The following is a 25654-nucleotide window of genomic DNA, read 5'->3' as shown; positions in this document are numbered from 1 at the left end:
GCCGATCGGCGTGCGGGGCTCCGTGCCAGGCGAGCCCGCCTACCGGCCGGCGTCGTTCCAGGACCAGATGTCGTCTCCGCGGAGGGTGGCGTCGGCCCCGCCGTCGTCGTAGACGACCTGGCCGGCGAGGTGGGAGTTCTCGACGCTGGTGAGCCAGATCAGCAGGTTCGCGACCGACTCCGGTGGCTGGTGGTAGTTCAGCGGCATCGGCACGGCGGCGTCCACCATGGCGGCCCCTTCGGGCGTCTTCAGGAGGTCGGCCGTCATCGGGGTGATGACGGTGCCGGGCGCGACCGCGTTGAGCGGGATGCCGGCGCCGGCCCAGGCGGGCGTGATCGACTCCCGGCGCACCCACCGGGCGAGCGCGCGCTTCGACGACGGGTAGACCAGGTAGCCGGCCTCAGGGCCCTGCTCGGCGAGCTCGGCGGCGATGCGCAGCGCACCCGCCTCGTCGCCGGCCAGGGCGGCCTCCACCATCTCCGCCGAGTTCGGCTGGAGGGAGGCCATGGACGACACCACGGCGGCCCGGGGAGCGTCGGACGCTGCCAGCGCGGGCAGCAGGGCGGTGAGGAGCTCGGTCACCCCGAAGTAGTTGACCGAGATGGTCTTCGGGATGGGCGCGGAGATGCCGGCGCACGCGATGACCGCGTCGATGGTGCCGCCGGCGAGCTCGATCGCGCGGGCGGCGGCGTCGGCGCGCCCTTCCGGCACGGACAGATCGGCCTCGACGTCGGCGTTCCTCAGGTCGATGCCGATCACGCGCTCGCCGCGTTCGGCGAGGAGCCGCGCGGTCGTCGCGCCGATGCCCGACGCGGATCCGGTGACCACGGAGGTGCGGGTCATGGTGTTACCTCTCTTCTCTCTCCGCGGGACCGTTGCCCGTGGACGTCTGGTCTGTGTGCGCCGGGACGGTGAGCGACGACACGAACCGCGACAGGTCGCGGGCGAACGCGCCCGTGCTCGCGGCGTCCCACTGCGCGAGAGCGCTCTGGACGATAGCGATGCCCTCTTCGACGAGGCGTCGGTAGGCCTCCGCGCCGGCCGGCGACAGCGAGACGATGGCGGCGCGGGCGTCGGCGGCGTCCGACGCACGGCTGACGAGACCGGCGTTCTCCAGCCGGCGCAGCTGCTTGCTCATGGTCGGCCGGCTGAGGCGCAGGGTGTCGGCGAGGGTGCTCGCACGCTGCGGACCCTGCTGGCCCAGCGTGTACAACGGCTGCACGTCGACGGGATCGACGGTGACACCTGCGCGCCCGGCGATCGTCTCCTGCACCGCGACCGACCCCCAGTTGGCGACGAGAAGCGTCAGCGCCGCGAGCAGCTCGCGCTCGGGGGAGGCGGGGGAGTCGGTCACGCGGGCAGTCTACGCCGAATAGTTGCCTGAGGCAACCATATGAGGATCCCGAGTCACCGATCGCCGCCGCGTGACTACCATGGGCCCGTGACCGCGATCGCAGGGTCGGCTCGAGGTGAGCGCCCGGCGACGCGTGATGCGCAGACGCGGTCGCGCCAGGCATCGGGAGGGCGACCCCATGAAGGCGATAGTGGTGACCGAGCGCACCGAAGGACCGGCGGGAATGCTGCTCGCGGAGCGTCCGGAGCCCGTCCCTGCGATCAACGACGTCCTGGTGGAGGTCCACGCGGCCGGCTACGTCCCGACCGAGGTGGGCTGGCCGTCCACCTGGACCGATCGAGCGGGCCGCGATCGGGCGCCGTCGATCCTCGGGCACGAGCTGGCCGGGGTGGTCGCCGCCCTGGGCTACGGCACCACCGGGCTCACGATCGGGCAGCGGGTCTTCGGGATCTCCGACTGGCACCGCGACGGCACGCTGGCGGAGCACGTGGCGGTGGAGTCGCGCAACCTCGCACCGCTGCCCGGAGACGTCGACTTCGCCGTGGGCGCGAGTCTCCCGATCTCGGGGCTCACCGCGTGGCAGGGGCTGTTCGACCACGGCCGGCTGGCATCCGGGCAGACCGTCCTCGCCCACGGCGCCGCCGGAGCGGTCGGGGCGATGGTCGTGCAACTCGCGCGAGAGGCCGGTGCGTACGTCATCGCCACCGGGCGGGCCGCGGATCGGTCGAAGGCGCTCGAGCTCGGTGCGAACGATTTCGTCGACCTCGACAGCGACACGCTGGAGGACGTCGGAGGCGTCGACCTGGTGTTCGACGTCATCGGAGGGGCGATCCAGGAGCGGTCGGCGGCCCTGATCCGCCCCGGTGGAACGCTGGTCTCCGTCACGGGACCGGCCGCCGCACGACCGACGGAGGGACGCTCGATCGACTTCGTCGTGGAGTCGATCCCGGCCCAGCTCGAGCAGATCGTCCAGCGGGTCCGCGACGGGCGGCTGCAGACGAACATCGGAGACATCGCACCGCTCGACGACGCGGTCGCCGCCCTCAACCCGACCGAGCGGCGCCGAGGGAAGACGATCATCCAGATCGACCCGTCGCGTGCTCGGCGCGCGTGAACGGGAGCCCACCCCACCCGTTCCCCCTCACGTGATAAACACGCCGTATGACTGACTCCCCGCGCGCCGATCCGCCGTTCGGCGGCACCCTCGCCTACATCGACTCGGTGATCCCCGCCCTGGTGCCGAGCGAGCAACGGGTGGCGCGGGCCATCCTCGAGAGCCCGGAGGACGTCTCGATGATGTCGGCCGCCGATCTGGCTGCGCGCACGGGGACCTCCAACGCCACCGTCATCCGCGCCTCGCAGAGCCTGGGGTTCAAAGGGTTCCAGCACCTGCGGCTGCTGCTGTTGCGCGACATCCCGTCGCGGACCGAGCAGGAGGTCGTCGGCCACGAGGGCGCGCCGCGGGAGTGGCTGCCGTCGATGTTCCGGGCGGCGGGGGAGGAGCTGGCCAACGCGCTCGCGCCGCTGGACTTCGACGAGTTCGACCGTGCCGTCGCCGCGATGGCGGGTGCCCGCCGGCTGCTGATCATCGGCAACGGCGGGTCGGCGCCGATCGCTCAGCTCGCCACGCTCGGTTTCCTCAACTCCAGCCGGCCCAGCGAGGCGCCGGCCGACGCGATCGTCCAGCAGTTGGCCGCGCGGTCGCTCGGGTCCGGCGATGTCTGCGTGTGCATCAGCGGCAGCGGGTCGAACCCGGTCACCCTCAGCTCGGCGGAGGCCGCGCGCGCGGCGGGCGCGACCGTGGTGGGGGTCACCGGCTATCAGCGGTCGCGGCTGCGCGAGCTGTCGGACATCACGCTGGTGTGCGGGTCCGCGATCTCCAAGTGGTCGACCGGGCTCATCACCGGAAATGTCGCGCACGTCCTGCTGTTCGCCGCCCTCGAGCTGGCGATCTCGGCGGCCGGGGGGCTGCCGCCCACCGATCCGGCGGTCATGGACGGGGTCATGACGCTGGTGGGCCGCGACCCCGACGATGCGGCGACCGGGGAGGTCGGCGACATCACCTGATCCCGGGATCGTCGGCTCGCCGTCCCCTCCCGGTTGCCTGCTGTTCATCTGCGCCGCAGAGCATGCCCATGTAACGAAAATCCCTAGCAACGAATCGCTAGGGAATGAAATTACTTGAGCAGGAGGAGCAGCGGTGAGCCGCATCGAGATTCTGGGACTGACCCAGCAGTTCAAGGGGCACCGGGCCGTCGACGACGTCGACCTGGTCATCGAGGACGGCGACTTCGTCGTGCTCCTCGGCCCCAGCGGGTGCGGCAAGACGACGCTGCTGCGCATGATCGCCGGGCTGCTGGAGCCGACCTCCGGGCGCATCCTGATCGACGGCCAGGACGTCACAGCGCTGCCCTCCAAGAAGCGGAACCTGGCGATGGTCTTCCAGAGCTACGCGCTCTACCCGCACCTCAGCGTCGCGAAGAACCTCGCATTCCCGCTCGCGGTCCTGCGCACCCCCAGGGACGAGCGCGACCGGCGGGTGCGGGAGGTCGCGGCGACCCTCGGGCTCGAGAAGCTCCTGCACCGCAAGCCGCGCGAGCTCTCCGGCGGCCAGCGCCAGCGGGTCGCCGTCGGCCGCGCGCTCGTGCGCCAGCCGAGCGCCTACCTGATGGACGAGCCGCTCTCGAACCTCGACGCCAAGCTGCGCACGGCGACCCGGCAGGAGCTCAGCGAGCTGCACGACCGGCTCGCCGCGACCTTCGTCTATGTCACCCACGACCAGGTGGAGGCCATGACGATGGCGACCAAGATCGTCGTCCTCGACGCCGGACGTATCGAGCAGGCCGGCACGCCGGAGGAGATCTACCACCGGCCCGCGTCCGTGTTCGTCGCCGGCTTCGTGGGCGCACCGCCGATGAACCTCGTCCCCGGCGTGGTCGGCTCGATCGGCGGCGTGGTCGTCTCGACGGCGCCCGGCATCGAGGCGCGCCTCTGGGAGGGCGAGGTCGAGAACCGCGAGGTCGTGATCGGCGTACGCCCCGAGCACCTGAGGGCCGCCGACTTCGCCACCGGAGCCCTCCGCGTGGAGGGTCTGGTCGAGCGCATCGAGAACCTCGGCAGCGAGAACGTGGTCTACGTGCGCGTCGGCGACACGCTGCTGACCGCTCGCGGCGACGGGCTCGGCGGCATCCGGCGCGGCGAGCCGATCGCCCTCGGTGCCGCGCTCGAACGCATCCACCTCTTCGACCGGACCACCGGCCGGCGCCTGGAATGGGTGCCGGACGCCGACGCCCTCCCCAGCGTCGAGCCGTCCGTGACCGTTCCGGCCTGAGCGCCGTCTCCAGCTCCCTCCCTCCACCGCACACCCCACCCCCTCCACCGCACACCCCACCCAAGGAGCAGTACAGCCATGCCCATCCGCACCCGCCTGATCGCCTCGGCCGCACTCGCGGCCGTGGCGGCCCTCGCCCTCACCGGCTGCGTCGGAGCCGGCGTCGCGTCGCCCACGACCGATGCCGGCAGCACCGCGTCCATCCCCACACTGAAGCCCGACCAGAAGGTCTCGATCACCTTCGAGAGCTACAACCTGGCGCAGGCGGGAGCCTGGACGGACACCATCCAGGGCCTCATCAAGACGTTCGAGCAGCAGCACCCGAACATCACCGTGACCGGGCAGGCCCCGACTGCGGCGGCCGGCGCGAACACCTCCTACATCTCCAGCGTCCAGACCGAGATGCTGGCCGGCAAAGCCCCCGACGTCGCCCAGCTCACCTTCGACGGCCTCGACTACATCGCCAACGACCTCGGCGCGCAACCCATCTCGAAGCTGGTCGGCGCGAAGGCCGTGCAGGACGCCTTCGGCGGCACCTATCCGATGAACGCCAAGGCCACCAAGCTCGGTGACTGGAACGGCGTCACCTACGGCATCCCCTACGTCTTCTCCACCCCGGTGCTCTGGTACAACGCCACCGCGCTGGCCAAGGCCGGCATCACGAACCCCGACTTCTCCACCTGGGACGGCCTCGAGAAGGTGGCCACCCAGCTCAAGGCGTCCACCGGCACCGCTCCCGTCACGATCTCGTGCACCGTGACCGGAGGCGACTGGTGCATGCAGGGCATCATCAAGTCCAACGGCGGCTCGATCGTCAGCGCGGACCACAAGACCATCGGATTCGGCGACGCCGGATCGGTCGGGGCGGTGCAGGAGATGCGCAAGCTCAATGACGCGGGCCTGCTGCAGAACCTCGATTCCACGAGCATGTACACGGCGTTCGCCTCCGGCAAGTCACTGATCCAGGTGCAGACGTCCGCACTGCAGAGCATGTTCATGGCCGGTGCGAAGGCGGGCGGCTGGGAGCTCAAGAACACGACCCTCCCCGCCTTCGGCAGCAAGACCGTCGCGCCGACGAACTCGGGATCCGCGCTGTTCATCATGTCGAAGGACCCGGCCAAGCAGGCCGCCGCGTGGGAGTTCATCAAGTTCATGACCAGCCCCACCGCCTACGAGCAGATCTCCACCAAGATCGGCTACCTGCCGCTGCGCGACACCATGACCGAGGGCGACGGCCCGCTCGCCGCCTGGGCGAAGTCCAACCCGCTGGTCGCGCCGAACATCGCCCAGCTGAAGAAGCTGCAGCCGTGGGAGTCGTACCCGGGCGCGAACTACAGCCAGATCAGCACCATCTTCTCCAAGGCCGTCGAGGACTCCATCTACTACGGCAAGGACCCCAAGGCGACCATGCAGGCCGCGCAGAAGCAGGCCCAGGCGCTCGTCAAGTAGCGCCGCTCGCCGACACCGAAGGAACGACCATGACCGACATCCTGTCCCGCCGCCCGCTGCCCGTCGAGGGCACCTACAACCTGCGCGACGTGGGCGGCTACCGCGCCGGGACGCGCACCGTGCGCACCGGCAAGCTCTTCCGCTCCGACGCCCTGCACGCCCTCACCCCTGGCGGTCGCCAGTCGGTGGCCGACCTCGGCATCCGCCGCGTCGTCGACCTCCGCTCGGACGACGAAGTCGCCACGAGCCCGAGCCTCCTGCACGAGGAGGTGGCGATCGTCCACGCGCCGATCTTCACCGGCGCGGCGCAGCCGGTCGGGCTCGGCGAGGCGGAGGTCACGCTCGCCGGCGTCTACGACGTCATCGTCGACCGGCACGGCCCGCAGCTCACGGCGGCCGTGCGGTTGATCGCCGAGTCGGGCGACGACGCGGTGCTCGTGCACTGCACGGCGGGCAAGGACCGCACCGGCCTGGTCGTCGCCCTCGCCCTGCTGGCCGCCGGTGTGGACAGGGAGGAGGTCGTCGCCGACTACGCGCTGACCTCCGCCAACCTCGCCGGGCCGTGGGCAGACGCGATGCTCGCCAGGATGCGGGAGGGCGGCGCCGAGATCGGCCCCGACCTCGAGGAGATCGTGACCGCGAGCCCCGCCGAGCTGATGGAGGCCGTCATCGCCCGCTGGGACGCCGAGTGGGGTTCCCCGAGCGGCTACCTGCGGGCGCACGGCTTCACCGACGCCGACCTCGCGGCCCTGACCGCGGCGCTGCTGCGCCCGGCCGACACCGACACCGACACCGACAACTGATCAGGAAGGCGACGACGATGACCGACTACGACGCGTATCCCACCCCCGACCACTTCATCCTCCACATCAGCGACACCCACTTCGTCGAGAACCGCGGCAAGCTGCACGACATCGTCGACAGCGACGCCAACCTCGCCGAGCTGTTCGAGGGCTTCGACAAGTCCAACACCCGACCGGAGGCGATCGTCTTCACCGGCGACATCGCCGACACTGCCGCACCCGACGCGTACGAGCGCATCCGCGCCCTCGTCGAGCCGATCGCCGAGCGCTACGGCTCGCAGCTGATCTGGGTGATGGGCAACCACGACGAGCGCGCCGCCTTCCGCGTCGGCCTGCTCGGCGAGGACGGCACGACCGAGCCCTACGACCGCGTCTACGACGTCAACGGGCTGCGCATCATCGCGCTCGACTCCACCGTCCCGGGCCAGCACTGGGGCGAGATCACCGATGAGCAGCTCGCCTGGCTCGCAGCCGAGCTGCAGACCCCGGCTCCGGACGGCACCCTGCTGGCCTTGCACCACCCGCCGATCCCCAGCCACCTCGGCCTGATCCGCCTGTTCGAGCTGCACGACCAGCCGAAGCTCGCCGACGTGATCCGCGGAACGGACGTGCGCGGCATCCTCGGCGGCCACCTGCACTACTCGACGACCGACACCTTCGCCGGCGTGCCGGTGTCGGTGGCCTCGGCTACCTGCTACACCCAGGACCTGGTCATGCCGTTCCCGGCCGCCCGCGGCCAGGCCGGCGCGCAGTCGTACAACCTCGTGCACGTCTACGGCGACCACGTGCAGCACTCGGTCGTGCCGATCGGTCAGTTCCCGACGGCGTACGAGATGTCGGGAGAGGTGCTGGAGAAGTTCCTCGCGATGACCCCGGCCGAGCAGCTGGCCGCCGTGCAGGCGTCCGTCGGCGCGGAGTAGCGGGAACCCGGTTCGCGACATGTTCGTCACAGACGCAGGGCCGGCCCGGGTGGGGGAGGCCGCACTCGCGGACTCCTCGCCCGCGGCCGGCCGACGCAGGCGCCGCCGCATCCCGATCGCGCCCTACCTCTACGTGCTGCCCGCGATCGCGCTGCTCGGGGTGTGGATCTACCGTCCGCTCGTGGAGACCTTCCAGCTGTCCTTCTTCAGTTGGAACCTCCTGCCGACGCAGCCGCTGACCCCGGTCGGCCTGCAGAACTACGCCGCCATCGTCGCGTCGCCGCAACTGCACAACGCGCTCGTGAACACCGGCGTCTACATCGCCGCGTTCCTGGTCTTCTCCGTGGTGCTGCCGATCGCGATCGCGCTGATCTCGCGCCGGGTCGGCGGCCGCGCGAAGACCGTCTACCAGGCGATCATCTTCGTGCCGTTCCTGGTGACCCCGGTCGCCGCGGCGGCGGTCTGGCGCTGGCTGCTCTCCGACTCCGGCGGCGCCATCCCCACCGCGCTGCGCGGCGTCGGAATCGACATCGGCGACGTGCTGCGGTCGCCGAGTGGCGCCATCTGGGCGATCATCGCGATCGTCGGCTGGCAGATGCTCGGCTTCGGCGTCCTGGTCGTGTCGGCGGGCATCGCCGGGATCAACCCCGACTATGCGCACGCCGCCTCGATCGACGGCGCGGGGGGCTGGACCATCCTGCGCCGGATCACGCTGCCGCTGCTGTCGCCGACGATCGTGTTCCTCGTGCTCATGACGATCCTGCTGTCGGCGCAGTGGACGTACCCGATGATCGACATCCTCACCCAGGGCGGCCCGAGCGACTCGACGACCAACGTGTACTACCTGCTGTACCAGATCGGCTTCCAGAACTTCGACGCGGGGACCGCCGGCGCCGCAGGAACGCTCTTCTTCATCGCCTTCGGCCTCATCGCGCTCGGCCTGGTCGCGCTGTCCGACCGGCTGTCCTTCTACGACAACTAGGAGCATCACGTGGCTCTCGTCCCCGTCACCGACCTGACCCCGGTGCGGCTCACCGCTCCGGCGGTCGTCGCGCCCGCGGCGCCCGTCGCTCCCGAGGCGGCCGCCGTGCGCGCGCGCCGCCGCCTCGCCACCACGATCGGGCACATCGTGCTCGTCGTCGTCGCGGTCGCCAGCATCTTCCCGATCTACTGGATGTTCGCCACCGCCTTCCGCCAGCCGGTGGACGCGTCGGCGCAGACCCTGTTCCCGTGGCCGATCTCCCTGGAGAGCTTCGTCACGGTCTGGCAGCAGATCCCGATCCTGAGCATGATCGGCAACACCTTCGTGATGGCGTTCGCCGTCGCGGCCTGCCAGCTGGTCATCGCGATCCTCGCCGCCTACGGCTTCGCGATGTGGCAGTTCCCCGGCAAGAGCATCCTGTTCCTGTTCTTCATCGGCTCCTGGCTGGTGCCCTTCCAGGTCACGATGATCCCCAACTACGTGCTCATCTCGCAGCTGGGACTGCTCGGGACGATCGCGGGCGTCATCGTGCCGAACCTGTGCTCGGCGTTCGCGGTCATGCTCATGCGGCAGCACATGCAGTCGTTCCCGCGGGAGCTCATCGACGCGGCGCACATGGACGGCCGCAACAACTTCGGCATCCTGGTGCGCGTCGTCCTGCCGAACATGAAGCCGGCACTCGCGGCGCTCGGGATCATGCTCTTCATCGAGGCGTGGAACAACTACCTGTGGCCGTCGCTGATCTTCCAGCACCAGTCCGGCGCGCTGATCCAGGTCGGCATCCGCAGCTTCCTCGGCGCCGAGGGCGACAACTGGGGCGCCATCATGGCGGCGTCCGGTCTCGCCTGCCTCCCCATCTTCCTCATCTACCTGTTCCTGCAGCGCTACATCGTGGACGCGTTCGTCCGCTCCGGCCTGCGCTGACCACCCATCCCCCTGAGAGGAAACCCCCGTGAAGATCGTCCAGCTCTCCGACACCCACATCTCCCACCTGGGAGGCGCCACCACCGAGAACCTGCGCGCGTTCGTCGACCTGATCAACTCCATCAACCCCACGTTCGTCGTGCACAGCGGCGATGTGGCCATCCTCGATCCCGACCAGGCGGAGGACCGGGAGGCGGCGCGGGAGCTGCTCGCCGGCATCCAGGCCCCGCTGCGCGTGCTGCCCGGCAACCACGACGTGGGCGAGCGCCCCGACAACGCGTGGGCCGGCCTCGTCGTCACGCCCGAGCGCCTCGCCGCGTTCGAGGCGACGTTCGGCCCCGACCACTGGCTGGAGCTCGTCGGCGACTGGGCCGTGATCGGCGTGAACAGCGAGATCATGGGCAGCGGCCTGCCGGAGGAGGAGGCGCAGTGGGAGTGGCTGGCCACCCTCCCCGCACAGATCGGCACCCGCCCCACGCTCGTCTTCAGCCACAAGCCGGTGTGGAACCCGTACCCGGAGGTCACCGAGCACAACATCGCGATCCCCGACGACTCGAAGGCCCGGCTCCTGGCCGCGCTCGACGGCGTGACGCTGGCGGCGCTCGGCAGCGGCCACCTCCACCACTACGCGGTGTCGACCGAGACGCACGGCGACGCCGAGATCCTGACGGTCTCGGCTCCGGCGACGGGCTTCGCCCACGCCGGCCTCGGCGGACCGGCGCTGGCCCAGCAGGGCATCGTCGAGTACCAGCTCGGCGAGGCCGGAGCGGTGCGCCCGTTCTTCCGCAACCTGCCGACGCTGGTGGAGATCGCGCCGACGGAGATCCCGGAGTTCTCGGCGGCGTTGGAGGAGCTCGGGGTTTCGCTCTGAGACGCAGAAGGCACGACGGGGGCCGACGGATGTCGCCGGCCCCCGACGTTGATGCGACCCCTGATGCGAATCTGAGATCATAAGGTATCAATGTAATACGATGATACGTTGTATTTGTCTGATACGGTTGCGATGCGACGACGGCGAGGTGGCCGTCGCTGAGCGAACGGAACGGCGTTATGAAGCTCCACCATCGGGCGCGGACCTTACGGGCGACGATCGGCATTACTGCTCTCTTGATCTGCTCAGCGGGCGGAGTCCCCGCGGCGACCGCGGGAGAGCCGGTCTCGAACGACGTGGCGTTCCAGTCGTTCGTCTCCGAGCTGAAAGTGGACGAGGGGACACGGGCTGCGCTCGCGGAGAAGTTCAACGAGCTGAGCGAGACGAAGCAGCGCAGCTTCCTCGATGAGGCTGCTGCTGACCCGCTGTCGGTCATGGAATTCGAGGACGCGTCTGAGCCGACATTGAGCGCTGCTGGAGGCATTCAGTCGCGAGCAGCAGCAAGCCGTTACACCGCGACGTACCCGGTCAATGCGAACATGTTCGGCATCACGACCGGCACGTTCAACCTTCGCTATGTCTTCGAGGCCACGCCGAGCGCTGTGACCCGCAATCTCGAGTGCACCGGATGGTTTTCGGGGGTCGGTGGCGTCTGGAGCATCAATTCGACCTCGAGTCAGTACATCTCCGGCGGAATCGGAACGTGCTCTGTCACTCACCGGATGTCGTTCCTCTACAAGGGCTCAGCTTGGTCGGCCAACAAGCATCATCAGCTGTCGTATCGGGGTACCACGCTCACCAATGGGTGGCTGAAGAACGTCTGATGGCCGACCGTGCGACAGTGGCGCCTCGGGGCCAGGCTGAATGGTGCGTACTCGGCGCAGCGATCGTGGTCGGGGCGACGATCCTGGTCGCCCCGGTCGTGATCGTGGTGGCGATCGGACTGATCGTCTGGGCGGCCACGGTGCTCGGCAGGGGGCGATCGCGGCACCGCGCGCTGCTGATCGCCGCGATCGCCATCCTCGGCGTGGCAGTTCTCGCCTCGGTCGCGATCGGTGCCGTGACGTTTCTGGCGGAGTCCACCGATGATTCCAGCGTCACGCTCATCCAGGGCTAGCTCACCTGATCCGGCGCCTCCCACACCGCCGCCGCCGGGTCGATCGCGGTCGCGATCCTCCGGCAGATCTCCCCGAGGTGGCGCACCTGTGCCTCGGTGAGCGGCTCGAAGACCAGCTTTTCGACGAGGGCGTGGTGCGCGGGGTTGGCGCGCACCACCTGCTCGTGGCCTTCCGGGGTGAGGATCGCCAGGGTGAAGCGGCCGTCGGTCGCGTCGGCCTCCCTGCGCACCCAGCCCTTCTTCTCCAGGCGCGAGATCGCCCGCGAGAGCCGGGAGAGCGTGCTGTTCGCGTAGCCGGCGAGCGTGCTCAGCCGCAGCGTGCGATCGGGGGCGGAGGCGAGCGCGTAGAGCAGGCCGTGCTCGTAGTGGGTCACGCCGCTGTCGCGCAACAGTTGCGCGTCGAGCGCAGCCGGCAGCCGCTCGAGCAGGGTGGCGACGGACGCCCACACCTCCAGCTGGGCGGGGCTCAGGCCCGGGAGCTCGCTCGGTGTCGTCATGCCTCGAGCCTAGCTGACTTGCTCAGGCAAGTGATGACGGCGTACTGTCGCTTTCCTGAGCAAGTGACTCGAAGGAGACGAGATGGATCTGCAGCTGCGCGGGAAGACCGCGTTCGTCAGCGGTTCGACACAGGGGATCGGCTACGCGGTGGCCTCGGCGCTCGCCGCGGAGGGAGTCCGGGTCATCGTGAACGGCCGCCGCGAGGAGTCCGTCGCCGCGGCCGCCGCCGAACTCCGGAGCGCGCACCCCGGCACCGAGCATGCCGGCCTGGCCGCCGACTTCGGCGACCCCGCCCAGGTGGACGCGCTGCTCGAGCGGCTGGGCGAGGTCGACATCCTCGTCAACAACGTCGGACTGTTCGGTCTCGCTCCGTTCGCAGACATCGCCGACGACGAGTGGGCGCGCTACCTGGAGGTCAACCTGATGAGCGGCGTCCGGCTGTCGCGGCACCTGCTGCCCGGGATGCTCGAGCGCGGCTCGGGCCGCATCGTGTTCGTCGGCAGCGAGTCCGGCGTGAACGTGCCGGCCGACATGATCCACTACGGCGTGACGAAGGCGGCGATGATCGCCCTCGGCAACGGGCTCGCCAAGCTCACCAGGGGCACGGCCGTGACGGTCAACACCGTCCTCGGCGGCCCCACGTACTCGGACGGCGTCGCCGCAGTGGTGGAGTCGATCGCCTCCGCGCAGTCCGCGCCGGCCGACGCGGTGAAGGCCGCGATCATCGGGCAGAACCGCACCACGCTGCTCGAGCGGTTCCTCGAGCCGGCGGAGCTGGCGTCGCTCGTCGCCTACCTCGCCAGCCCGCTGGCCTCCGCCACCAACGGCGCCGCCATCCGCGCCGACGGCGGAGTGCTCACCGGCCTCCTGTGAGCCCGCCGAGACGTGAGCAGCCGCGGAAATCGACTCCCCGATTCCCGCGGCGACTCACGTCTCGGCAGCTCAGCCGAGGGGGATGCGGGCGCCGATGTGGACCTCCCGGGGGATGTCGCGGGGAGTGTCGGCCAGGCGGTGCTCCGGCTCGAGCAGGTGCCGGGCGAAGAAGTCGGAGAGCTCGGCGCGCGCGGTCAGCGGGAGGACGGCCGCGACGTACTGGTCGGGGCGCACGACGACGATGGCGCCGGCCGCGCCGATGCCGCGGTCGCGGTGGATGTCGCGGCCGTGGCCCGCCGCGAAGATCTGGTTCAGATCGTGGAGGCCGTACGGCACCTTGGTCGGCTTGAACGCGGCGGGCACGGCGGCAGGCTCCACCTCGGTGTAGTCCTGCTGGTAGATCACCTTCGTGTCGAACACGGCGTCGTCGTCGCCACCGGCCGGGGTGTACCGCACGCGCGGCGATGCCGGGTCGGTCGTCCACCACGCGGCGAAGTCGGCGGTCGGCGTCCCGGCGAGAGCGGGGGCCGCGGCGTCGGCGAAGACGTAGACGCGCCAGCGCCCGTCGGCCTCGTGGAAGTGGCCGAGGTGCCGCCAGCGGTTGTCGGCGCGCCGGATCACCTCCGCCGACTTGAACCGCTTGCCGACCGGGAACCCGGGCGCCAGCTCCTGGTGCTCGGTGCCGAGAGTGATGAGCGACTGCTCGTACCGCGTCATGAAGCCGGCGGGGAACTCCATCGTCTTCACGTACCAGTGCTCGAGCTCGGACGGGTCCTCCCAGTCGTCGACCGGTTTCGCCATCATCCCCGACCACTCCCTGTCGAAGTCGATGAGGTTCTGCGCGATCACCTTGCGCTCGGCGGCGTAGGTGTCCAGCAGTTCCTCGGGCGCCCGGCCCTCCAGCACGGCGGCGAGCTTCCAGCCCAGGTTGAAGCCGTCCTGGATGGACACGTTCATCCCCTGACCGGCCTTCGCCGAGTGCGTGTGGCAGGCGTCGCCCAGGATGAAAGCCCGCGGGTGCCGGCTTCCGGTCAGCTCGGCCGGGACGTCGTCGAACCCGTCGGTGATGCGGTGCGCCACCTCGTAGACCGACCACCAGGTCACCGCCTTCACGTCGAGCGTGTAGGGGTGCAAGATGCGGTCGGCCTTGGCGATCATGTCCTCGATCGGGGTCGCGCGCACGGCGCCCGGGTTCGCCTCGTCGACCTCGCCGAGGTCGACGTACATGCGCGCCAGGTAGCCGCCCTCGCGCGGGATGAGCAGGATGTTGCCCGCGTCGTGCGACTGGATCGAGCACTTCACCTGGATGTCGGGGAAGTCGGTGTTCGCCAGGATGTCCATGACGCCCCAGGCGTGCATCGACGCGTCGCCGTGGAGGCGGTGGCCGAGTGCGGTGCGCACGCTGCTGCGGGCGCCGTCACCGCCGACCAGGTACTTCGCGCGCACCACGCGCTCCTCGCCGGAACGCGGGCCGGCGCAGTGCCGCACCCGCGCGGTGACCGGGTACTCGGCCTCCGGGTCGATCGCGCAGTCCAGGAACTCGATGCCGTAGTCGGGGACGATACGGCCGGGTGCCCGCTCGGCGTCGCGGAGGAAGTAGTCGAGGATGCGCGACTGGTTGACGTAGATGTGCGGGAACTCGCTGATCCCCGTCGCGTCGTCCGGCGCCCGGGAGGCGCGGACGATGCGGGACGGGTCGGCCGGGTCGGGCTTCCAGAAGCACATCTCGACGTTGCGGTAGGCCTCCTCGATGACCTCGCCGGCGAAGCCGAACGCTTGGAAGGTCTCGACGGAACGGGCCTGGATGCCGTCGGCCTGGCCGACCTCCAGTCGCCCAGGGCGCTTCTCGATCGCCCGCGCGTCGACGGAGGGGAATCGCGAGAGCTGCGCGGCGACGACCGCGGCGGCCGGCCCGGTGCCGACGATGAGCACATCCATCTCGTCCGGCAGCTCGCGTGGGCGATCGAGGCCGTGACCGGCCGCCGGCTTGATGCGGGGATCGCCGGACTCGTAGCCGCGGTAGTGGATCTGCACGCTCATTCCTCCTCGAATGACGACCGTTGTGCCGGGAGCCTGTTGTCTCTATAGTTGAAACAGCGGTCTAATAATCGCTACAAGGCTAACTCGTCGCCCCCAGTGGGGCAACAGGCCGTCAGCGCGGCAACAGGTGAGTGCGGCAACAGGGAGGGCGCGATGGCGCAGGAACGCACCACGGGCGCGGACGGTGGATCGCAGACCCTCGCGCGGGGCCTGACCGTCCTCGCCCTGATCGGCGAGTCGCCCACACCGCTCACCGTCGCCGACCTGTCGGCCCGGATGGGCCTGCACCGCTCGATGGTCTACCGGCTGGTCCGCACGCTCGAAGCCCACGGCTTCGTCCTCCGAACGCCATCAGGCGAACTGGAGCTCGGAGTGCGCCTGGTCGCCCTCGCCCGCAACGTCGCGCGCGCCCTGCATGTCGCCGCGGCGCCGGTGCTGGCCGAGCTCGCCGACGGTCTCGGCATGACGGCGTTCGTGGTGGCGTTCGACGGGGAGGCGGCTGTGACGCTCTCCACCGCGGAGCCCCGAGGCGTCGACGCGACCGTCGCGCAACGGCCGGGCAGCAGGCACTCGATCGATCGCGGAGCGCCGGGCCGGGCCATCCGGTCGCAGCTCGATCCCGTCGCGCATCCGCCGCGCGCCTTCGAGGTCAGCAGCGACGAGATCATCCCCGGGCTGTCCTCCGTCGCCGTCCCGCTGCGGGTGCCGGACGGCACGCCGTCTTCGCTGGCGGTGGTCTACATCACCCACGACTATGAGGTCGACGCCATCGCGGCGACCCTGACCGCCGCCGCTGAACGGATCGTGCGCGCGTTGCGGTGAGGTGCGCGTCACTCCGGCGTGGCCAGCGCATCCTGGATCTGCCGGATCGCCGCTCCGAGCAGCCCGGAGGCCAGCAGGCCGGGCCCGAGCGGGCCGGAGCGGTCTTCACCCAGCCGCGGGAGCAGGCGGAGTGCGGCGCGGACGTCGCCCGTCATCCGCCCCAGCTGCCAACGGACTTCGTCGTCGAGCGCGCCCGGGTCGCCCGGCGAGGCCAGCGCCGCGGCCCGCGCGGCGTACGCGGCCGCGCCCAGCGCGTGGGATCCCACGTGCGCGACCGCGGCCGCCTGCGCAGCCGCGCGCGCAGCGGACACCCCGGCCTCCGTCGTCGCCGCGCCGGCCGCCCGGCCCGCGACGAAGCGTCGCTTGATCTCGCCGGCAGCGCTGAGCTCGCCGCGCGAGTAGGCTCGCGCCCGGTCGATCGCCTCCCGCGGCCGCTGGTCGTCCGGCGCGTCCGCCTCGAAGAGGCCGAGGACATGCTCGGCGCAGTCGGCCGCCCACCCGGCGACAGCGCGGCGGTCGGCGTCGTCGAGAGTCTGCAGCGAGGTCACCCGCCCAGCATCCCACGGCGCGGGTTGAGGGTCATCCGCCCGCGGCACCACACTGGGCTGAGAAGGGAGGGTCAGTGGAGGCTCTCGACATCCCGGCGGACGCGGTCGCCCGCGAAGACCTGCGAGCGGCAGTGCAGCGGCGGACGCTGGTCGCCGTCGTCGTCACCCAGATGCTGGGAGGAGCGGGACTCGCCGCCGGCGTCACCGTCGGCGCACTCCTGGCGCAGCGGATGCTCGGCGGCGACCAGTTCGCCGGCCTGCCCGCCGCAGCGCTGACCCTCGGGTCGGCGCTGACCGCGTTCCTGGTCGGACGTGTGAGCCAGCGCTTCGGGCGCAGGCCCGGCCTCGGTGGCGGTTTCCTGGCCGGCGGACTCGGTGCGATCGGGGTCGTGGTCGCGGCGGCGATCGACTCGCCCGCTCTGTTGTTCATCGCGCTGTTCGTCTACGGCGCCGGAACCGCGACCAACCTCCAGGCGCGCTACGCGGGGACCGACCTCGCCCTCCCTGCCAGGAGGGCGACGGCGGCGAGCATCGCCCTGGTCTCCACGACGGTCGGTGCCGTGCTCGGGCCCAACCTGGTCACACCGATGGGGAAGGTGGCCGCGGCGTGGGGCATCCCGGAGCTGGCCGGCCCGTTCATCCTCGCTGCGGCGGCCTACCTCGCGGCGGGCACCGCGCTGATCGTGCTGCTGCGGCCCGACCCGCTGCTGCTGTCGGAGCGGCTCGCACGCGGCGGCTCGGCGGTGGTGGATGCGGCGGTGGTGGATGCGGCGGGAGCCGGGCAGGAGACCGCGCCGAGGCCGCCCACGCCGCCCGCACCGGTTCCGCCCCCTGCGCGCCGGCGTCCCGCGCGCGGGGTCGTCATCGGTGCGTCGGTGATGGTGGTCGCCCAGATCGTGATGACCGCGATCATGACGATGACCCCCGTCCACATGCAGCTGCACCACGCCGGGCTCGACGCCGTCGGTCTGGTGATCGGCATCCACATCGCCGCCATGTACCTGCCGTCGCTGGTCACCGGGATCCTGGTCGACCGCATCGGCCGCACGGCGATGGCCGTCGCCTGCGGGGCAGCGCTGCTGCTCGCCGGTGTCACCGCTGCGATGTCGGGGGATTCGCTCGCAGTGTCGGTGGTCGCGCTCATCCTCCTCGGCCTGGGTTGGAACTTCGGCATCATCGCCGGCACCGCCATGATCATCGACGCGACCAGCCCGGACGTCCGCGCGCGGACCCAGGGGAGCGTCGACGTGCTGATCTCCCTGGCCGGCGCCGGAGGCAGCGCCATGTCCGGTGTTGTCATGGCCGCCGCCGGCTACGACCTCCTCGGCCTGGGCGGTGCCGCGCTCGCGCTCCTGCTCATCCCGGTGGTCGCGATCCGGCCGAGGCGGGCGGGGTCGCTGGCCGGCTAGCGCCGTCCGGACTGTTCCGCTGTGGTCAACCGCCGTGCACGGGCGGGCAAGCGCCGAGGGCCCGCGCGCGGTTGGATCGTGTTCAATCGCGCATCCCGTGAGCGCGTCCCATCGAGGAGAACCCCCGTGACCTCAACCTCTGACACCGCTGTCAGTGCAGCTCCGCATCCCGCATCCCACCGCCGGCTCGGCGTGCCCGCCGTCACCTTCATGATCGTCGCGGCCTCCGCGCCGCTCACCGTCCTGGCGGGCGGGGTCACGACGACCTTCGCCGTCACCGGCGTGCTCGGCGTGCCGCTGTCGTTCCTCCTGCTCGGCGCCGTGCTCGCGATCTTCGCCGTCGGCTACGCCGCGATGAGCCGCTACGTCACCAACGCCGGCGCGTTCTACTCGTACGTGTCTCAAGGGATCGGGCGCCCGCTCGGCGTGGGTGTCTCGATCGTGGCGCTCGTGTCGTACAACGCGATGCAGATCGGCGTGTACGGGCTGTTCGGCTATCAGGTCGCCTCCCTCCTGAACACCAAGTTCGGCTGGGACCTGCCGTGGTGGCTGCCGATCATCGTGTGCATCGCGATCGTCGGGATCCTCGGCGTCAACCGGGTCGACCTGTCGGCGAAGGTGCTGGGCGTGCTCGTGGCGCTGGAGTTCCTGGTGGTCATCGTCTACGACATCTCGGCGTTCGTCGTGGCGCCGGAGGGCGTCAGCGGCCAGGCCCTCAGCCCGTCCGCGCTGTTCGTGCCCGGCATCGGCGCCGTGTTCGCGTTCGGCATCGCGGCCTTCATGGGCTTCGAGGGCGCCGCGATCTACGGCGAGGAGGCCAAGGACCCGAAGCGCACGGTCGCCCGCGCCACCTACACCGCCGTCGCGGTCATCGCGCTCTTCTACGCGCTGTCCTCGTGGGCGATGACGATCGCCTCCGGCCCGAGCAAGGTGATCAAGGACTCCACCGAGCAGGGCCCCAACCTGATCTTCTCGTTCCTCGAGTCGAACGTCGGGGTGTTGATCAGCGACATCGCGCAGGTGCTCTTCATCACCAGCCTGTTCGCGTCGCTGGTCAGCTTCCACAACGCGGTCGCGCGCTACTTCTTCTCGCTCGGCCGCGAGGGCGTGCTGCCGTCGTGGCTGGCGCGCGTGCGCACGCACAGCCGCGCGCCGTGGGCGGGCTCGCTGACCCAGACCATCCTCGCCCTGATCGTGATCGCCGCGTTCGCGATCGCCAGCGTCGGCTGGGTGCCGCCGAAGGGAGCCCCGGCGATCCTGTTCCCGGTGCTGACGCTGTTCTCCTGGCTCACCAACACCGGCGCCCTCGGCCTGGTGCTGCTGATGGCGATCGTCTCGTTCGCGGTCATCGGCTTCTTCCGCCGGTCGAAGCACGGCCTCGGCGTCTGGCAGCGGGTGGTCGCGCCGGTGGTCTCCGGCATCGGCCTGACGGTGGTCTTCATCCTGATCGTCGTCTACTTCAACACCCTGCTGACCAGCGACCCGACCGCCCCGCCGTCGGCGACCACGTTCCTCCTCCCGGCGATCGTGATCCTCGCCGGTGTGGTCGGGATCGTCTGGGGCTACGTCCTCAAGCGCCGCAACCCGCGCGTCTACGCGCAGATCGGCCACGGCACCGAGGAGCAGAACGCGCCAGAGCTGTAGAGTCTGTTGCCGCTCCGCCGCCGTCAGCCGTCGAGGCGCCGGCGGAGCTCTGCGTTCTCGGCACGCAGTTCGAGCACGCGCCCGATGCCGGCCAGGTTGATGCCGTCGCCTTGCAGCACGGCCACTTCGCGGATGGCAGCGATGTCGTCATCGCTGTACCGCCGCGTGCCGCCGTGCGTGCGCGCGGGTGTGATCAGCCCCTTCTCCTCGTACAGGCGCAGCGTCGCCGCCGGCAGTTCGGCGAGTTGCGCTGCGACCGCGATGCTGTAGAGAGGCACGTCCCCTGGGCGGTCCGTCATCCTTAGAGTTTCCTGTTAAGTGGAGAAATTGTCAAGCGCCGGGTGTATTAAATCTATATCAAACGCTGTAGGTAATCTCATTCGGATCGCGGAACGGGAGGCTCCGAGATGCAGACGGCGACCGAGACGACGACGGCAGGGTTCGCAGACCTGATCTGCTCAGACTCGGAATGGCTGGAGGCCGAGTTCGCCGCTCTGGTCGCCCGCACCGGCTTGGAGCCTCCCGCGCGCACCGGATGCGCGGGGCCGGGAACAGCGACGCCCGACGGCGCGCCCGAGACGCGGTGCCGCCCGGCCCGAAGAGCGCCCGGTGCGCGGATCCGGGCGGTGGCGCGGTATCCGCCGTCCGCCGCGTCGACCCGCAGCGACCTGCGGCGCACCAGCGCCGCACGCACCCCCAACGATGAAAGGAGATCACACCCATGGCCATGTCATTCGATCCTTTCAGCCAGCTGGACAGGATCGCCCAGAGTGTCTTCGACACCAGCCGTCAGCCGCGCATGATGCCGGTGGACCTGTCGCGTGAGGGCGACAAGTACCTGCTCAACGCGGACCTCCCCGGCATCGACCCCGGATCCATCGACATCGACCTCGATGGCCACCTGCTGAGCATCCGGGCGCAACGGTCGGCGGGAGACCACTCGAACAGCCGCTGGCTCCTCCAGGAGCGGCCGTTCGGCGCCTACCTGCGGCAGTTCACGATCGGCGACGACGTCGACACCGACGGGATCAGCGCGAGCTACGACAACGGCGTGCTCAGCGTCCTGATCCCCATCGCCGAGCGCGCGAAGCCGCGCAAGGTCAACGTCGATTCGGTGGGCAGCGGACGCAAAGCCGTCACCGCCTGAGGGGCGATCCGCGAGCGGGCTCCACGCCGGTGAAGGCCGGACCGCATGATGCGGGCGGCGCGCCACGCTCGCCAGGTCCGAAGGGCGGCCACCCCGATGGGTGGCCGCCCTTCGCGCACTTCGGCGCCACGATCGTCGAGGGGCACGCAAGCGCCCCTAAAACGCCGAAATAGGGGCGTTTGCGCGCCCTTCGACTTCCGTCAGCGCGTCGGAGAAGGCGGCGAGCAGGAGGTGGACGTCCGGGGGCTCGATCGCCAGCGGCGGCCGCATCTTGAGGACGCTGTCGTGACGGCCGATGCGGCTGATGAGCACGTGCCGGTCGCGCATGGCCTCCACGACCGCCTTGGTGCGGGCCGGGTCGGGCAGTGCGTCCGCCGCGGCGGCCGGGCGGTCGTAGACTTCCACGCCGAAGAACAGGCCGTCGCCCTTGGGCACGCCGATCCACGGATGCTCGGATCCGAGCGCGGCCAGGGCGTCCCGGATGACACGTCCGTTCGCGTGTGCGCGCTCGACCAGCCGCTCGTCGCGCAGCACGTCGAGCACGGCCAGACCGGCCGCCGCGGAGACGGGGTTGCCGCCGAAGGTGTTGAAGTACATGTTGCGGGGGCCGAACTCGTCGAGCAGCGCGGCCGGGAGGGCGACGCCGCCGAGCGGGTGCCCGTTGCCCATCGGCTTGCCCATCGTCACGAGGTCGGGGACGATGCCGTGGTTGCCGTGGCCCCAGAAGCTGCGGCCGGTGCGCCCGAAGCCGGACTGCACCTCGTCGGCGATCACCAGTCCGCCGGCCCGGCGCACGCGGTCGGCGAGCCCGCTCACGAACCCGGACGGCACCCGGTTGAGGCCCTCGGTCGAGAACAGGGAGTCGAACAGCACGGCCGCGACGCCGTGCCCGTCCGCCTGCAGGGCGGCGATCGCCTCGTCGGCCTCCCGGAGCGCAGCCGCCAGCACGGCGTCCGCAGGGAGGCCGCGGTCCTGCCCGTCGAGGTCGGGGACGCGCAGCGTGCGCACATGGCCGCCGAGGCCCTCGTGCGCGCGGAGGCCGGTCGTCACGCGTGCGAGCGCCTGCGTGTGGCCGTGGTAGCTGAAGTCCGAGATCAGGATGCCGGGGGCCCCGGAGTGCTGGGTCGCGATCCGGAAGGCCAGGTCGTTGGACTCCGATCCGCTGTTCGTGAAGACGATGCGGTCGATGGCGTCGTCGAAGGTCGCGAGCAACCGCTCGGCGTAGTCGACGACGCGGTCGTTCAGATACCGGGTGTGGATGTTGAGCGTCGCGGCCTGCTCCGCGATGGCGGCGACCACCCGCGGGTGCGCGTGGCCCACGTGCGGCACGTTGTTGTAGCCGTCCAGGTACCGGTCGCCGTTCACATCGGTCAGCCACACGCCCTCGGCGCGCACGAACTCGATCGGCCGGTCGTAGAACAGCGGACTGTAGGGGCCGAGGGTGTCGAATCGGCGGGTCATGAGGTCGGTCATGCTCAGCTTCCAGGTGGGTCGGGGTTCGGGAGGGCGTCAGCCTGCGACGAGCTCGGGCCAGCCGGTGCGACCGGTCGCGAGGTAGCGCGAGGCGGCAGGGATGATGTGGGGGAGGAGATGCTCGAGATGGAAGGCGGTGGCCTCCTCGTCGGGCCGGTCGACCGACCAGGCCAGGTAGGAGAGCGCGCGGGCGAGCAGCAACGGCTGCCAGGCCTCCGCATCGTGACGAGTGAGCGGGCGCTGCGCGCGGTAGCCGTCGAGCACCGCGGCCACGAGCTCGCCGCCCCGCGGGTGCCCGGTGAGGAAGAAGCACGCCGTCGCCAGGTCGAAGAGGTACCAGCCCTCGCCGCAGTCGTCGAAGTCGATGACGGCGATCCCGCCTCCGGAGACCAGCACGTTCTCCAACGTGAGGTCGGCGTGGATGGGGCCGTAGCTCGCCGGCGACCGGTCGAGACGGCGGAGATCGCGGGCGACTGCGCCCTCCACGTCGACGAGCGTCGCGCGCTGCGAGTGCGTCAGAGTCGGGAGGTCACCGGCGCGGCCCCAGAGCGCCCCCGGGCCGCAGAGGCCGGCGGCGTCCCAGGCGTGCCGGTCGTACCCGACGGGTGCGCCCGAACGCTCAGCGCAGTCGTGGAGGAGCGCGATCGTGCGGCCGAGCTCGCGGAGGTCGGCCTCCGCCGGGCATGCCCGGCCCGTGAACGTGTCGGGCGACGAGCCGAGCGGGGTCGCGGAGGGCAGCCACTCCTGCATCGACACCTGCACGGTCGCGCCGCGCGCGTCGGTCACGTGCGCGAGGTGCGAGCCGTCGACGCGCGGGAGCGGACGGGCGACGCCCACCCCGGCGCCCGCCAGCGACCGGAGGAAGGCCGCCTCCGACTCGATCTCGCTGTCGGTGTGGTAGCCGGGGCGATGCACCTTGAGCGCCCACTCGCCGGCGTCGGCGGTGACGCGGAAGACCAGGTTCTCGCGCCGGGTGACGAAGCGGAGGTCGGCGGCCCCGGAGAACCCGAAGTCGCTGAGCGCCCGTCGGGCGAGGTCGTCGGCGGAGTCGACATCCACGACGAGGTCGGCGGCGGTCGACCGCTGCACGCGCACAGCCGCCTCAGCCGTTGATGACGCGGTGCACGGAGACCGCCTTGAGGCCTTCGACGCCGAACTCGACGCCGTAGCCGGAGCCCTTGACGCCGCCGAAGGGGATCATCGGGTGCACGCCGCCGTGCGAGTTGATCCACACGGTGCCGGACTGCATGCGGTTGGCGACCGCGAGTGCTTCGTCGCGGTCCGGTCCCCAGACCGAGCCGCCCAGCCCGACGTCGAGGCGGTTGGCACTCGCGATCGCGTCCTCCACCTCGGTGTAGCGGATGATCGGCAGCGCAGGCCCGAACTGCTCCTCGTCGACGATGGCGACTCCGTCGGACACGTCGGCGACGAGAGTGATCGGGTAGAACAGGTCGCCCAGCTCGGTGGCGGGGGAGCCTCCGGTGACGATGCGGGCGCCGTGGGCCTTCGCGTCCTCCACCAGCCGGTTCACGATGTCGAACTGCTGCTTGTTCTGCAGCGGACCGAGCACGTTCTCCTCGTCCAGGCCGTTGCCCATCGGGGTGGCGCGCGCGACCTCCGCCAGCGCCTCCACGACGTCGTCGTACACCGAGTCGTGCACATACAGGCGCTTGAGCGCGGCGCAGGTCTGACCCGTGTTGATGAAGGCGCCCCAGAACAGGTCCTGGGCGATCGCCTTCGCGTCGGTGCCCGGCAGGATGATGCCCGCGTCGTTGCCACCGAGCTCCAGGGTGAGCCGGGCGAGGTTGCCCGCCGAGCTCTCGATGATCTTCTTGCCGGTGGCGGTGGAGCCGGTGAACATCACCTTGTCGATGTCGGGGTGCGAGGCCAGCCGGGCGCCGACCTCGCGGCCGCCGGAGACAGCGATGAGCACGTCGGCGGGGAGCGCCTCGTTCAGCACGTCGACGAGGGCGAGCACGCTCAGCGGCGTGTACTCGGACGGCTTGACGACCACGGTGTTGCCCATCCGCAGCGCGGGCGCCAGCTGCCAGACGGCGATCATGAGCGGCCAGTTCCACGGGCCGATCGCCCCGACGACGCCGGCGGCGCGGTAGTGCAGCTCTGCGTGCGTCTCGCCGTCGTCGACGAGCACCTCCGGCTCCAGCTGCAGTGCGGCGTTGGTGCGCAGCCACGCAGAGCAGGCCCCGATCTCGAAGCGGGCGTTGGGCCCGTTCAGCGGCTTGCCCTGCTCGCGGGAGAGGAGGCGCGCGAGCTCCTCCGCGCGCGCATCGACGGCGTCGGCGGCGGCGTTGAGGGCGGCCGACCGCGCCTCGTGGCCGAGGGCCTCCCACGCCGGCTGGGCCGCCCGGGCCCGGGCGATGGCCGCGTCCAGCTCCTCGACGGTCGCCTCGGGCGCGTTGCCGATGACCTCGCCGGTCGCCGGGTCGTGGATGGTGCGGCCCTCGCCCTCCGGCGCGCTGACACGGTCGAGCAGGTCACGGACATCGGTCATGATGGGTCTCCTCCGATGGGGATGGTGGTCCGTTCAGTCTCGCCCGGCCGGGCGCGGGGAGGTTGTCCGTAGGTGCAGGGGGGATGACGGAGGGTGCACGGACAGTGCGGTGGACGTCCCGTCGTCCTCACGTCCAGCACGCGCGATGGTCGGCGGCGTGCGAGTCGGCGTGTTCGATCGGTCGATAGCATTCGAGCTATGCGCGTCGTCTTCGTCGTCCTTCGTCTCGTCGGGACGGTCGCTATCGCAGCCGCCATCGTGGCTCAGCTCACGCGGAGCTACGCAGTCTGGACGGGTGGCGGTCTCCCGCATCCGGAGACCCTGTTCGTCAACTTCTTCAGCTACTTCACGATCGACTCCAACGTCGGCGCGGCGGTCGTCTTGCTCATCGGCGCGGTCGTGCTGCTGAGCGGGCGAGAGGACCCGCAGTGGTTCGGTGTGCTGCGCGGATGCGTCACGGCCTACATGGCGGTGACCGGGATCGTCTACAACATGCTCTTGCGTGGCGTGAACGTCTCCGAGGGAGCGACCGTCCCGTGGTCGAACGAGATCCTCCACGTGGTCGGACCGTTGCTCATCGTCTTCGACTGGCTCTTCGCGCCGGGGCGCGTCCGCCTGAAGTGGACCGCCCTCTGGTGGGTCGTGTCGTTCCCGATCGTGTGGGCGATCTACTCGATGGTCCGTGGACCGCTCGCCTACAACCACGTCGCGGGGAAGCCCACGTGGTACCCGTATCCGTTCCTGGACCCGGCCAATTCGCCGGAGGGTTATGTCTCGGTCGCGTTCTACATCCTGCTCATCGCGGCGGTCATCGGCGGACTCGGCTGCGCGGTCGTCTGGGTCTCGCAGCGCGGACGCTGGCCACTGCCGCCCCGCGCCAGGACCACCGAGCAACCGATCGCATCGCCGTCGTAGCATCGCGAGTGATACCATCCTC

Annotated in this window: 27 protein-coding genes; 17 read left to right on the top strand and 10 right to left on the bottom strand. The window is 70.6% G+C overall.

All coding sequences use genetic code 11. The annotated features are described in order from the left end of the window. Positions 1–39: 39 nt before the first annotated feature. Positions 40–843, bottom strand: coding sequence for an SDR family oxidoreductase (locus KNO15_RS13155; RefSeq protein WP_241704186.1), 804 nt, complete (start codon positions 841–843; stop codon positions 40–42). Positions 844–847: 4 nt separating this feature from the next. Next, entirely contained in the window at positions 848–1354 is a 507-nt protein-coding gene (locus tag KNO15_RS13150; RefSeq protein ID WP_241704185.1) for a MarR family winged helix-turn-helix transcriptional regulator, read from the bottom strand. Between the two features lie 193 nt (positions 1355–1547). Here KNO15_RS13150 and KNO15_RS13145 point away from each other — a divergent pair, with 193 nt between their 5' ends. From KNO15_RS13145 to KNO15_RS13095, 11 genes are all read left to right on the top strand, one after another. Next, positions 1548–2468 (top strand): NADP-dependent oxidoreductase, encoded by a 921-nt coding sequence (locus KNO15_RS13145; protein WP_241704184.1) that lies wholly within the window; start codon positions 1548–1550, stop codon positions 2466–2468. 47 nt (positions 2469–2515) lie between these two features. Further along, positions 2516–3421 carry a MurR/RpiR family transcriptional regulator gene (locus KNO15_RS13140; RefSeq protein ID WP_241704183.1) on the top strand — a complete coding sequence of 302 codons (906 nt, stop codon included), beginning with the start codon at positions 2516–2518 and terminating at the stop codon, positions 3419–3421. A 133-nt stretch (positions 3422–3554) separates the two neighbouring features. Continuing rightward, positions 3555–4685, top strand: a complete 1131-nt coding sequence (locus KNO15_RS13135) for an ABC transporter ATP-binding protein (protein ID WP_241704182.1) — start codon at positions 3555–3557, stop codon at positions 4683–4685. A gap of 78 nt (positions 4686–4763) precedes the next feature. Then, on the top strand, positions 4764–6134 hold the full coding sequence (locus tag KNO15_RS13130; RefSeq protein ID WP_241704181.1) for an extracellular solute-binding protein: 1371 nt from the start codon (positions 4764–4766) through the stop codon (positions 6132–6134). 29 nt (positions 6135–6163) lie between these two features. Then, positions 6164–6937 carry a tyrosine-protein phosphatase gene (locus KNO15_RS13125; protein ID WP_241704180.1) on the top strand — a complete coding sequence of 258 codons (774 nt, stop codon included), beginning with the start codon at positions 6164–6166 and terminating at the stop codon, positions 6935–6937. Between the two features lie 17 nt (positions 6938–6954). After that, on the top strand, positions 6955–7857 hold the full coding sequence (locus KNO15_RS13120; RefSeq protein ID WP_241704179.1) for a phosphodiesterase: 903 nt from the start codon (positions 6955–6957) through the stop codon (positions 7855–7857). A 19-nt stretch (positions 7858–7876) separates the two neighbouring features. Continuing rightward, on the top strand, positions 7877–8839 hold the full coding sequence (locus KNO15_RS13115) for a carbohydrate ABC transporter permease (RefSeq protein ID WP_241704178.1): 963 nt from the start codon (positions 7877–7879) through the stop codon (positions 8837–8839). Between the two features lie 9 nt (positions 8840–8848). Then, positions 8849–9763 carry a carbohydrate ABC transporter permease gene (locus KNO15_RS13110; RefSeq protein ID WP_241704177.1) on the top strand — a complete coding sequence of 305 codons (915 nt, stop codon included), beginning with the start codon at positions 8849–8851 and terminating at the stop codon, positions 9761–9763. Positions 9764–9791: 28 nt separating this feature from the next. Next, positions 9792–10634, top strand: coding sequence for a metallophosphoesterase family protein (locus tag KNO15_RS13105; RefSeq protein ID WP_241704176.1), 843 nt, complete (start codon positions 9792–9794; stop codon positions 10632–10634). A gap of 179 nt (positions 10635–10813) precedes the next feature. After that, positions 10814–11458 (top strand): hypothetical protein, encoded by a 645-nt coding sequence (locus KNO15_RS13100; protein WP_241704175.1) that lies wholly within the window; start codon positions 10814–10816, stop codon positions 11456–11458. Then, a complete protein-coding gene (locus KNO15_RS13095; RefSeq protein WP_241704174.1) occupies positions 11458–11751 on the top strand; it encodes a hypothetical protein in 294 nt (97 codons plus the stop codon). The genes KNO15_RS13100 and KNO15_RS13095 overlap by 1 nt, the downstream gene beginning before the upstream one ends. Here KNO15_RS13095 and KNO15_RS13090 read toward each other — a convergent pair. Continuing rightward, a complete protein-coding gene (locus KNO15_RS13090) occupies positions 11748–12248 on the bottom strand; it encodes a MarR family winged helix-turn-helix transcriptional regulator (RefSeq protein WP_241704173.1) in 501 nt (166 codons plus the stop codon). The two genes, KNO15_RS13095 and KNO15_RS13090, sit on opposite strands and share 4 nt — an antisense overlap. Positions 12249–12330: 82 nt before the next feature. Between KNO15_RS13090 and KNO15_RS13085 the strand changes: the two genes are divergently transcribed. Then, positions 12331–13122: an SDR family NAD(P)-dependent oxidoreductase gene (locus tag KNO15_RS13085; RefSeq protein WP_241704172.1), complete on the top strand. Its 792-nt coding sequence runs from the start codon at positions 12331–12333 to the stop codon at positions 13120–13122. Between the two features lie 69 nt (positions 13123–13191). Here the strand turns inward: KNO15_RS13085 and KNO15_RS13080 are convergent, their stop codons facing one another. Next, positions 13192–15156 (bottom strand): FAD-dependent monooxygenase, encoded by a 1965-nt coding sequence (locus tag KNO15_RS13080; protein WP_241704675.1) that lies wholly within the window; start codon positions 15154–15156, stop codon positions 13192–13194. Between the two features lie 159 nt (positions 15157–15315). Here KNO15_RS13080 and KNO15_RS13075 point away from each other — a divergent pair, with 159 nt between their 5' ends. Continuing rightward, complete coding sequence (locus tag KNO15_RS13075) at positions 15316–15984, top strand: IclR family transcriptional regulator (RefSeq protein ID WP_241704171.1); 669 nt, start codon at positions 15316–15318, stop codon at positions 15982–15984. Positions 15985–15992: 8 nt separating this feature from the next. Here the strand turns inward: KNO15_RS13075 and KNO15_RS13070 are convergent, their stop codons facing one another. After that, complete coding sequence (locus tag KNO15_RS13070; RefSeq protein ID WP_241704170.1) at positions 15993–16532, bottom strand: putative immunity protein; 540 nt, start codon at positions 16530–16532, stop codon at positions 15993–15995. 74 nt (positions 16533–16606) lie between these two features. Here KNO15_RS13070 and KNO15_RS13065 point away from each other — a divergent pair, with 74 nt between their 5' ends. Together KNO15_RS13065 and KNO15_RS13060 are read left to right on the top strand one after the other, a co-directional pair. Further along, positions 16607–17941 (top strand): MFS transporter, encoded by a 1335-nt coding sequence (locus KNO15_RS13065; protein WP_241704169.1) that lies wholly within the window; start codon positions 16607–16609, stop codon positions 17939–17941. A gap of 210 nt (positions 17942–18151) precedes the next feature. Further along, a complete protein-coding gene (locus tag KNO15_RS13060) occupies positions 18152–19585 on the top strand; it encodes an APC family permease (protein WP_242599651.1) in 1434 nt (477 codons plus the stop codon). A 23-nt stretch (positions 19586–19608) separates the two neighbouring features. Here KNO15_RS13060 and KNO15_RS13055 read toward each other — a convergent pair whose 3' ends face one another. Both KNO15_RS13055 and KNO15_RS13050 read right to left on the bottom strand, forming a co-directional pair. After that, positions 19609–19884: a MerR family transcriptional regulator gene (locus KNO15_RS13055; protein WP_241704167.1), complete on the bottom strand. Its 276-nt coding sequence runs from the start codon at positions 19882–19884 to the stop codon at positions 19609–19611. 77 nt (positions 19885–19961) lie between these two features. Continuing rightward, positions 19962–20279, bottom strand: a complete 318-nt coding sequence (locus tag KNO15_RS13050; protein WP_241704166.1) for a hypothetical protein — start codon at positions 20277–20279, stop codon at positions 19962–19964. Between the two features lie 27 nt (positions 20280–20306). Between KNO15_RS13050 and KNO15_RS13045 the strand changes: the two genes are divergently transcribed. Next, the gene (locus KNO15_RS13045) at positions 20307–20732 is read left to right on the top strand and encodes an Hsp20/alpha crystallin family protein (RefSeq protein ID WP_241704165.1); all 426 of its coding nucleotides are present in this window, start codon (positions 20307–20309) and stop codon (positions 20730–20732) included. Between the two features lie 156 nt (positions 20733–20888). Here the strand turns inward: KNO15_RS13045 and KNO15_RS13040 are convergent, their stop codons facing one another. Genes KNO15_RS13040 through KNO15_RS13030 form a run of 3 tightly spaced genes read right to left on the bottom strand, consistent with a single transcriptional unit; the run spans position 20889 to position 24717 of the window. Next, positions 20889–22205 carry an aspartate aminotransferase family protein gene (locus tag KNO15_RS13040; RefSeq protein WP_241704164.1) on the bottom strand — a complete coding sequence of 439 codons (1317 nt, stop codon included), beginning with the start codon at positions 22203–22205 and terminating at the stop codon, positions 20889–20891. Positions 22206–22241: 36 nt separating this feature from the next. Next, positions 22242–23294, bottom strand: coding sequence for a phosphotransferase enzyme family protein (locus KNO15_RS13035; protein ID WP_241704163.1), 1053 nt, complete (start codon positions 23292–23294; stop codon positions 22242–22244). 13 nt (positions 23295–23307) lie between these two features. Beyond that, positions 23308–24717 (bottom strand): aldehyde dehydrogenase family protein, encoded by a 1410-nt coding sequence (locus tag KNO15_RS13030; RefSeq protein WP_241704162.1) that lies wholly within the window; start codon positions 24715–24717, stop codon positions 23308–23310. 198 nt (positions 24718–24915) lie between these two features. Between KNO15_RS13030 and KNO15_RS13025 the strand changes: the two genes are divergently transcribed. After that, the gene (locus KNO15_RS13025) at positions 24916–25632 is read left to right on the top strand and encodes a Pr6Pr family membrane protein (protein ID WP_241704161.1); all 717 of its coding nucleotides are present in this window, start codon (positions 24916–24918) and stop codon (positions 25630–25632) included. Positions 25633–25654 lie beyond the last annotated feature (22 nt).

The sequence above is a fragment of the Leifsonia shinshuensis genome, assembly GCF_022606355.1.
In the GTDB taxonomy this organism is placed as follows: Bacteria; Actinomycetota; Actinomycetes; order Actinomycetales; family Microbacteriaceae; genus Leifsonia; species Leifsonia shinshuensis_B.
Note: the sequence above shows the minus strand (reverse complement) of the source record. Positions and strands in the feature narration are given on the sequence as shown.

Coding starts and splice junctions, on each gene's coding strand:
- KNO15_RS13040 (WP_241704164.1), bottom strand. CDS start 22,205: ATGACCGACCTCATGACCCGCCGATTCGACACCCTCGGCCCCTACAGT.
- KNO15_RS13100 (WP_241704175.1), top strand. CDS start 10,814: ATGAAGCTCCACCATCGGGCGCGGACCTTACGGGCGACGATCGGCATT.
- KNO15_RS13090 (WP_241704173.1), bottom strand. CDS start 12,248: ATGACGACACCGAGCGAGCTCCCGGGCCTGAGCCCCGCCCAGCTGGAG.
- KNO15_RS13155 (WP_241704186.1), bottom strand. CDS start 843: ATGACCCGCACCTCCGTGGTCACCGGATCCGCGTCGGGCATCGGCGCG.
- KNO15_RS13030 (WP_241704162.1), bottom strand. CDS start 24,717: ATGACCGATGTCCGTGACCTGCTCGACCGTGTCAGCGCGCCGGAGGGC.
- KNO15_RS13045 (WP_241704165.1), top strand. CDS start 20,307: ATGGCCATGTCATTCGATCCTTTCAGCCAGCTGGACAGGATCGCCCAG.
- KNO15_RS13060 (WP_242599651.1), top strand. CDS start 18,152: ATGATCGTCGCGGCCTCCGCGCCGCTCACCGTCCTGGCGGGCGGGGTC.
- KNO15_RS13075 (WP_241704171.1), top strand. CDS start 15,316: ATGGCGCAGGAACGCACCACGGGCGCGGACGGTGGATCGCAGACCCTC.
- KNO15_RS13130 (WP_241704181.1), top strand. CDS start 4,764: ATGCCCATCCGCACCCGCCTGATCGCCTCGGCCGCACTCGCGGCCGTG.
- KNO15_RS13085 (WP_241704172.1), top strand. CDS start 12,331: ATGGATCTGCAGCTGCGCGGGAAGACCGCGTTCGTCAGCGGTTCGACA.
- KNO15_RS13115 (WP_241704178.1), top strand. CDS start 7,877: ATGTTCGTCACAGACGCAGGGCCGGCCCGGGTGGGGGAGGCCGCACTC.
- KNO15_RS13140 (WP_241704183.1), top strand. CDS start 2,516: ATGACTGACTCCCCGCGCGCCGATCCGCCGTTCGGCGGCACCCTCGCC.
- KNO15_RS13125 (WP_241704180.1), top strand. CDS start 6,164: ATGACCGACATCCTGTCCCGCCGCCCGCTGCCCGTCGAGGGCACCTAC.
- KNO15_RS13055 (WP_241704167.1), bottom strand. CDS start 19,884: ATGACGGACCGCCCAGGGGACGTGCCTCTCTACAGCATCGCGGTCGCA.
- KNO15_RS13120 (WP_241704179.1), top strand. CDS start 6,955: ATGACCGACTACGACGCGTATCCCACCCCCGACCACTTCATCCTCCAC.
- KNO15_RS13025 (WP_241704161.1), top strand. CDS start 24,916: ATGCGCGTCGTCTTCGTCGTCCTTCGTCTCGTCGGGACGGTCGCTATC.
- KNO15_RS13095 (WP_241704174.1), top strand. CDS start 11,458: ATGGCCGACCGTGCGACAGTGGCGCCTCGGGGCCAGGCTGAATGGTGC.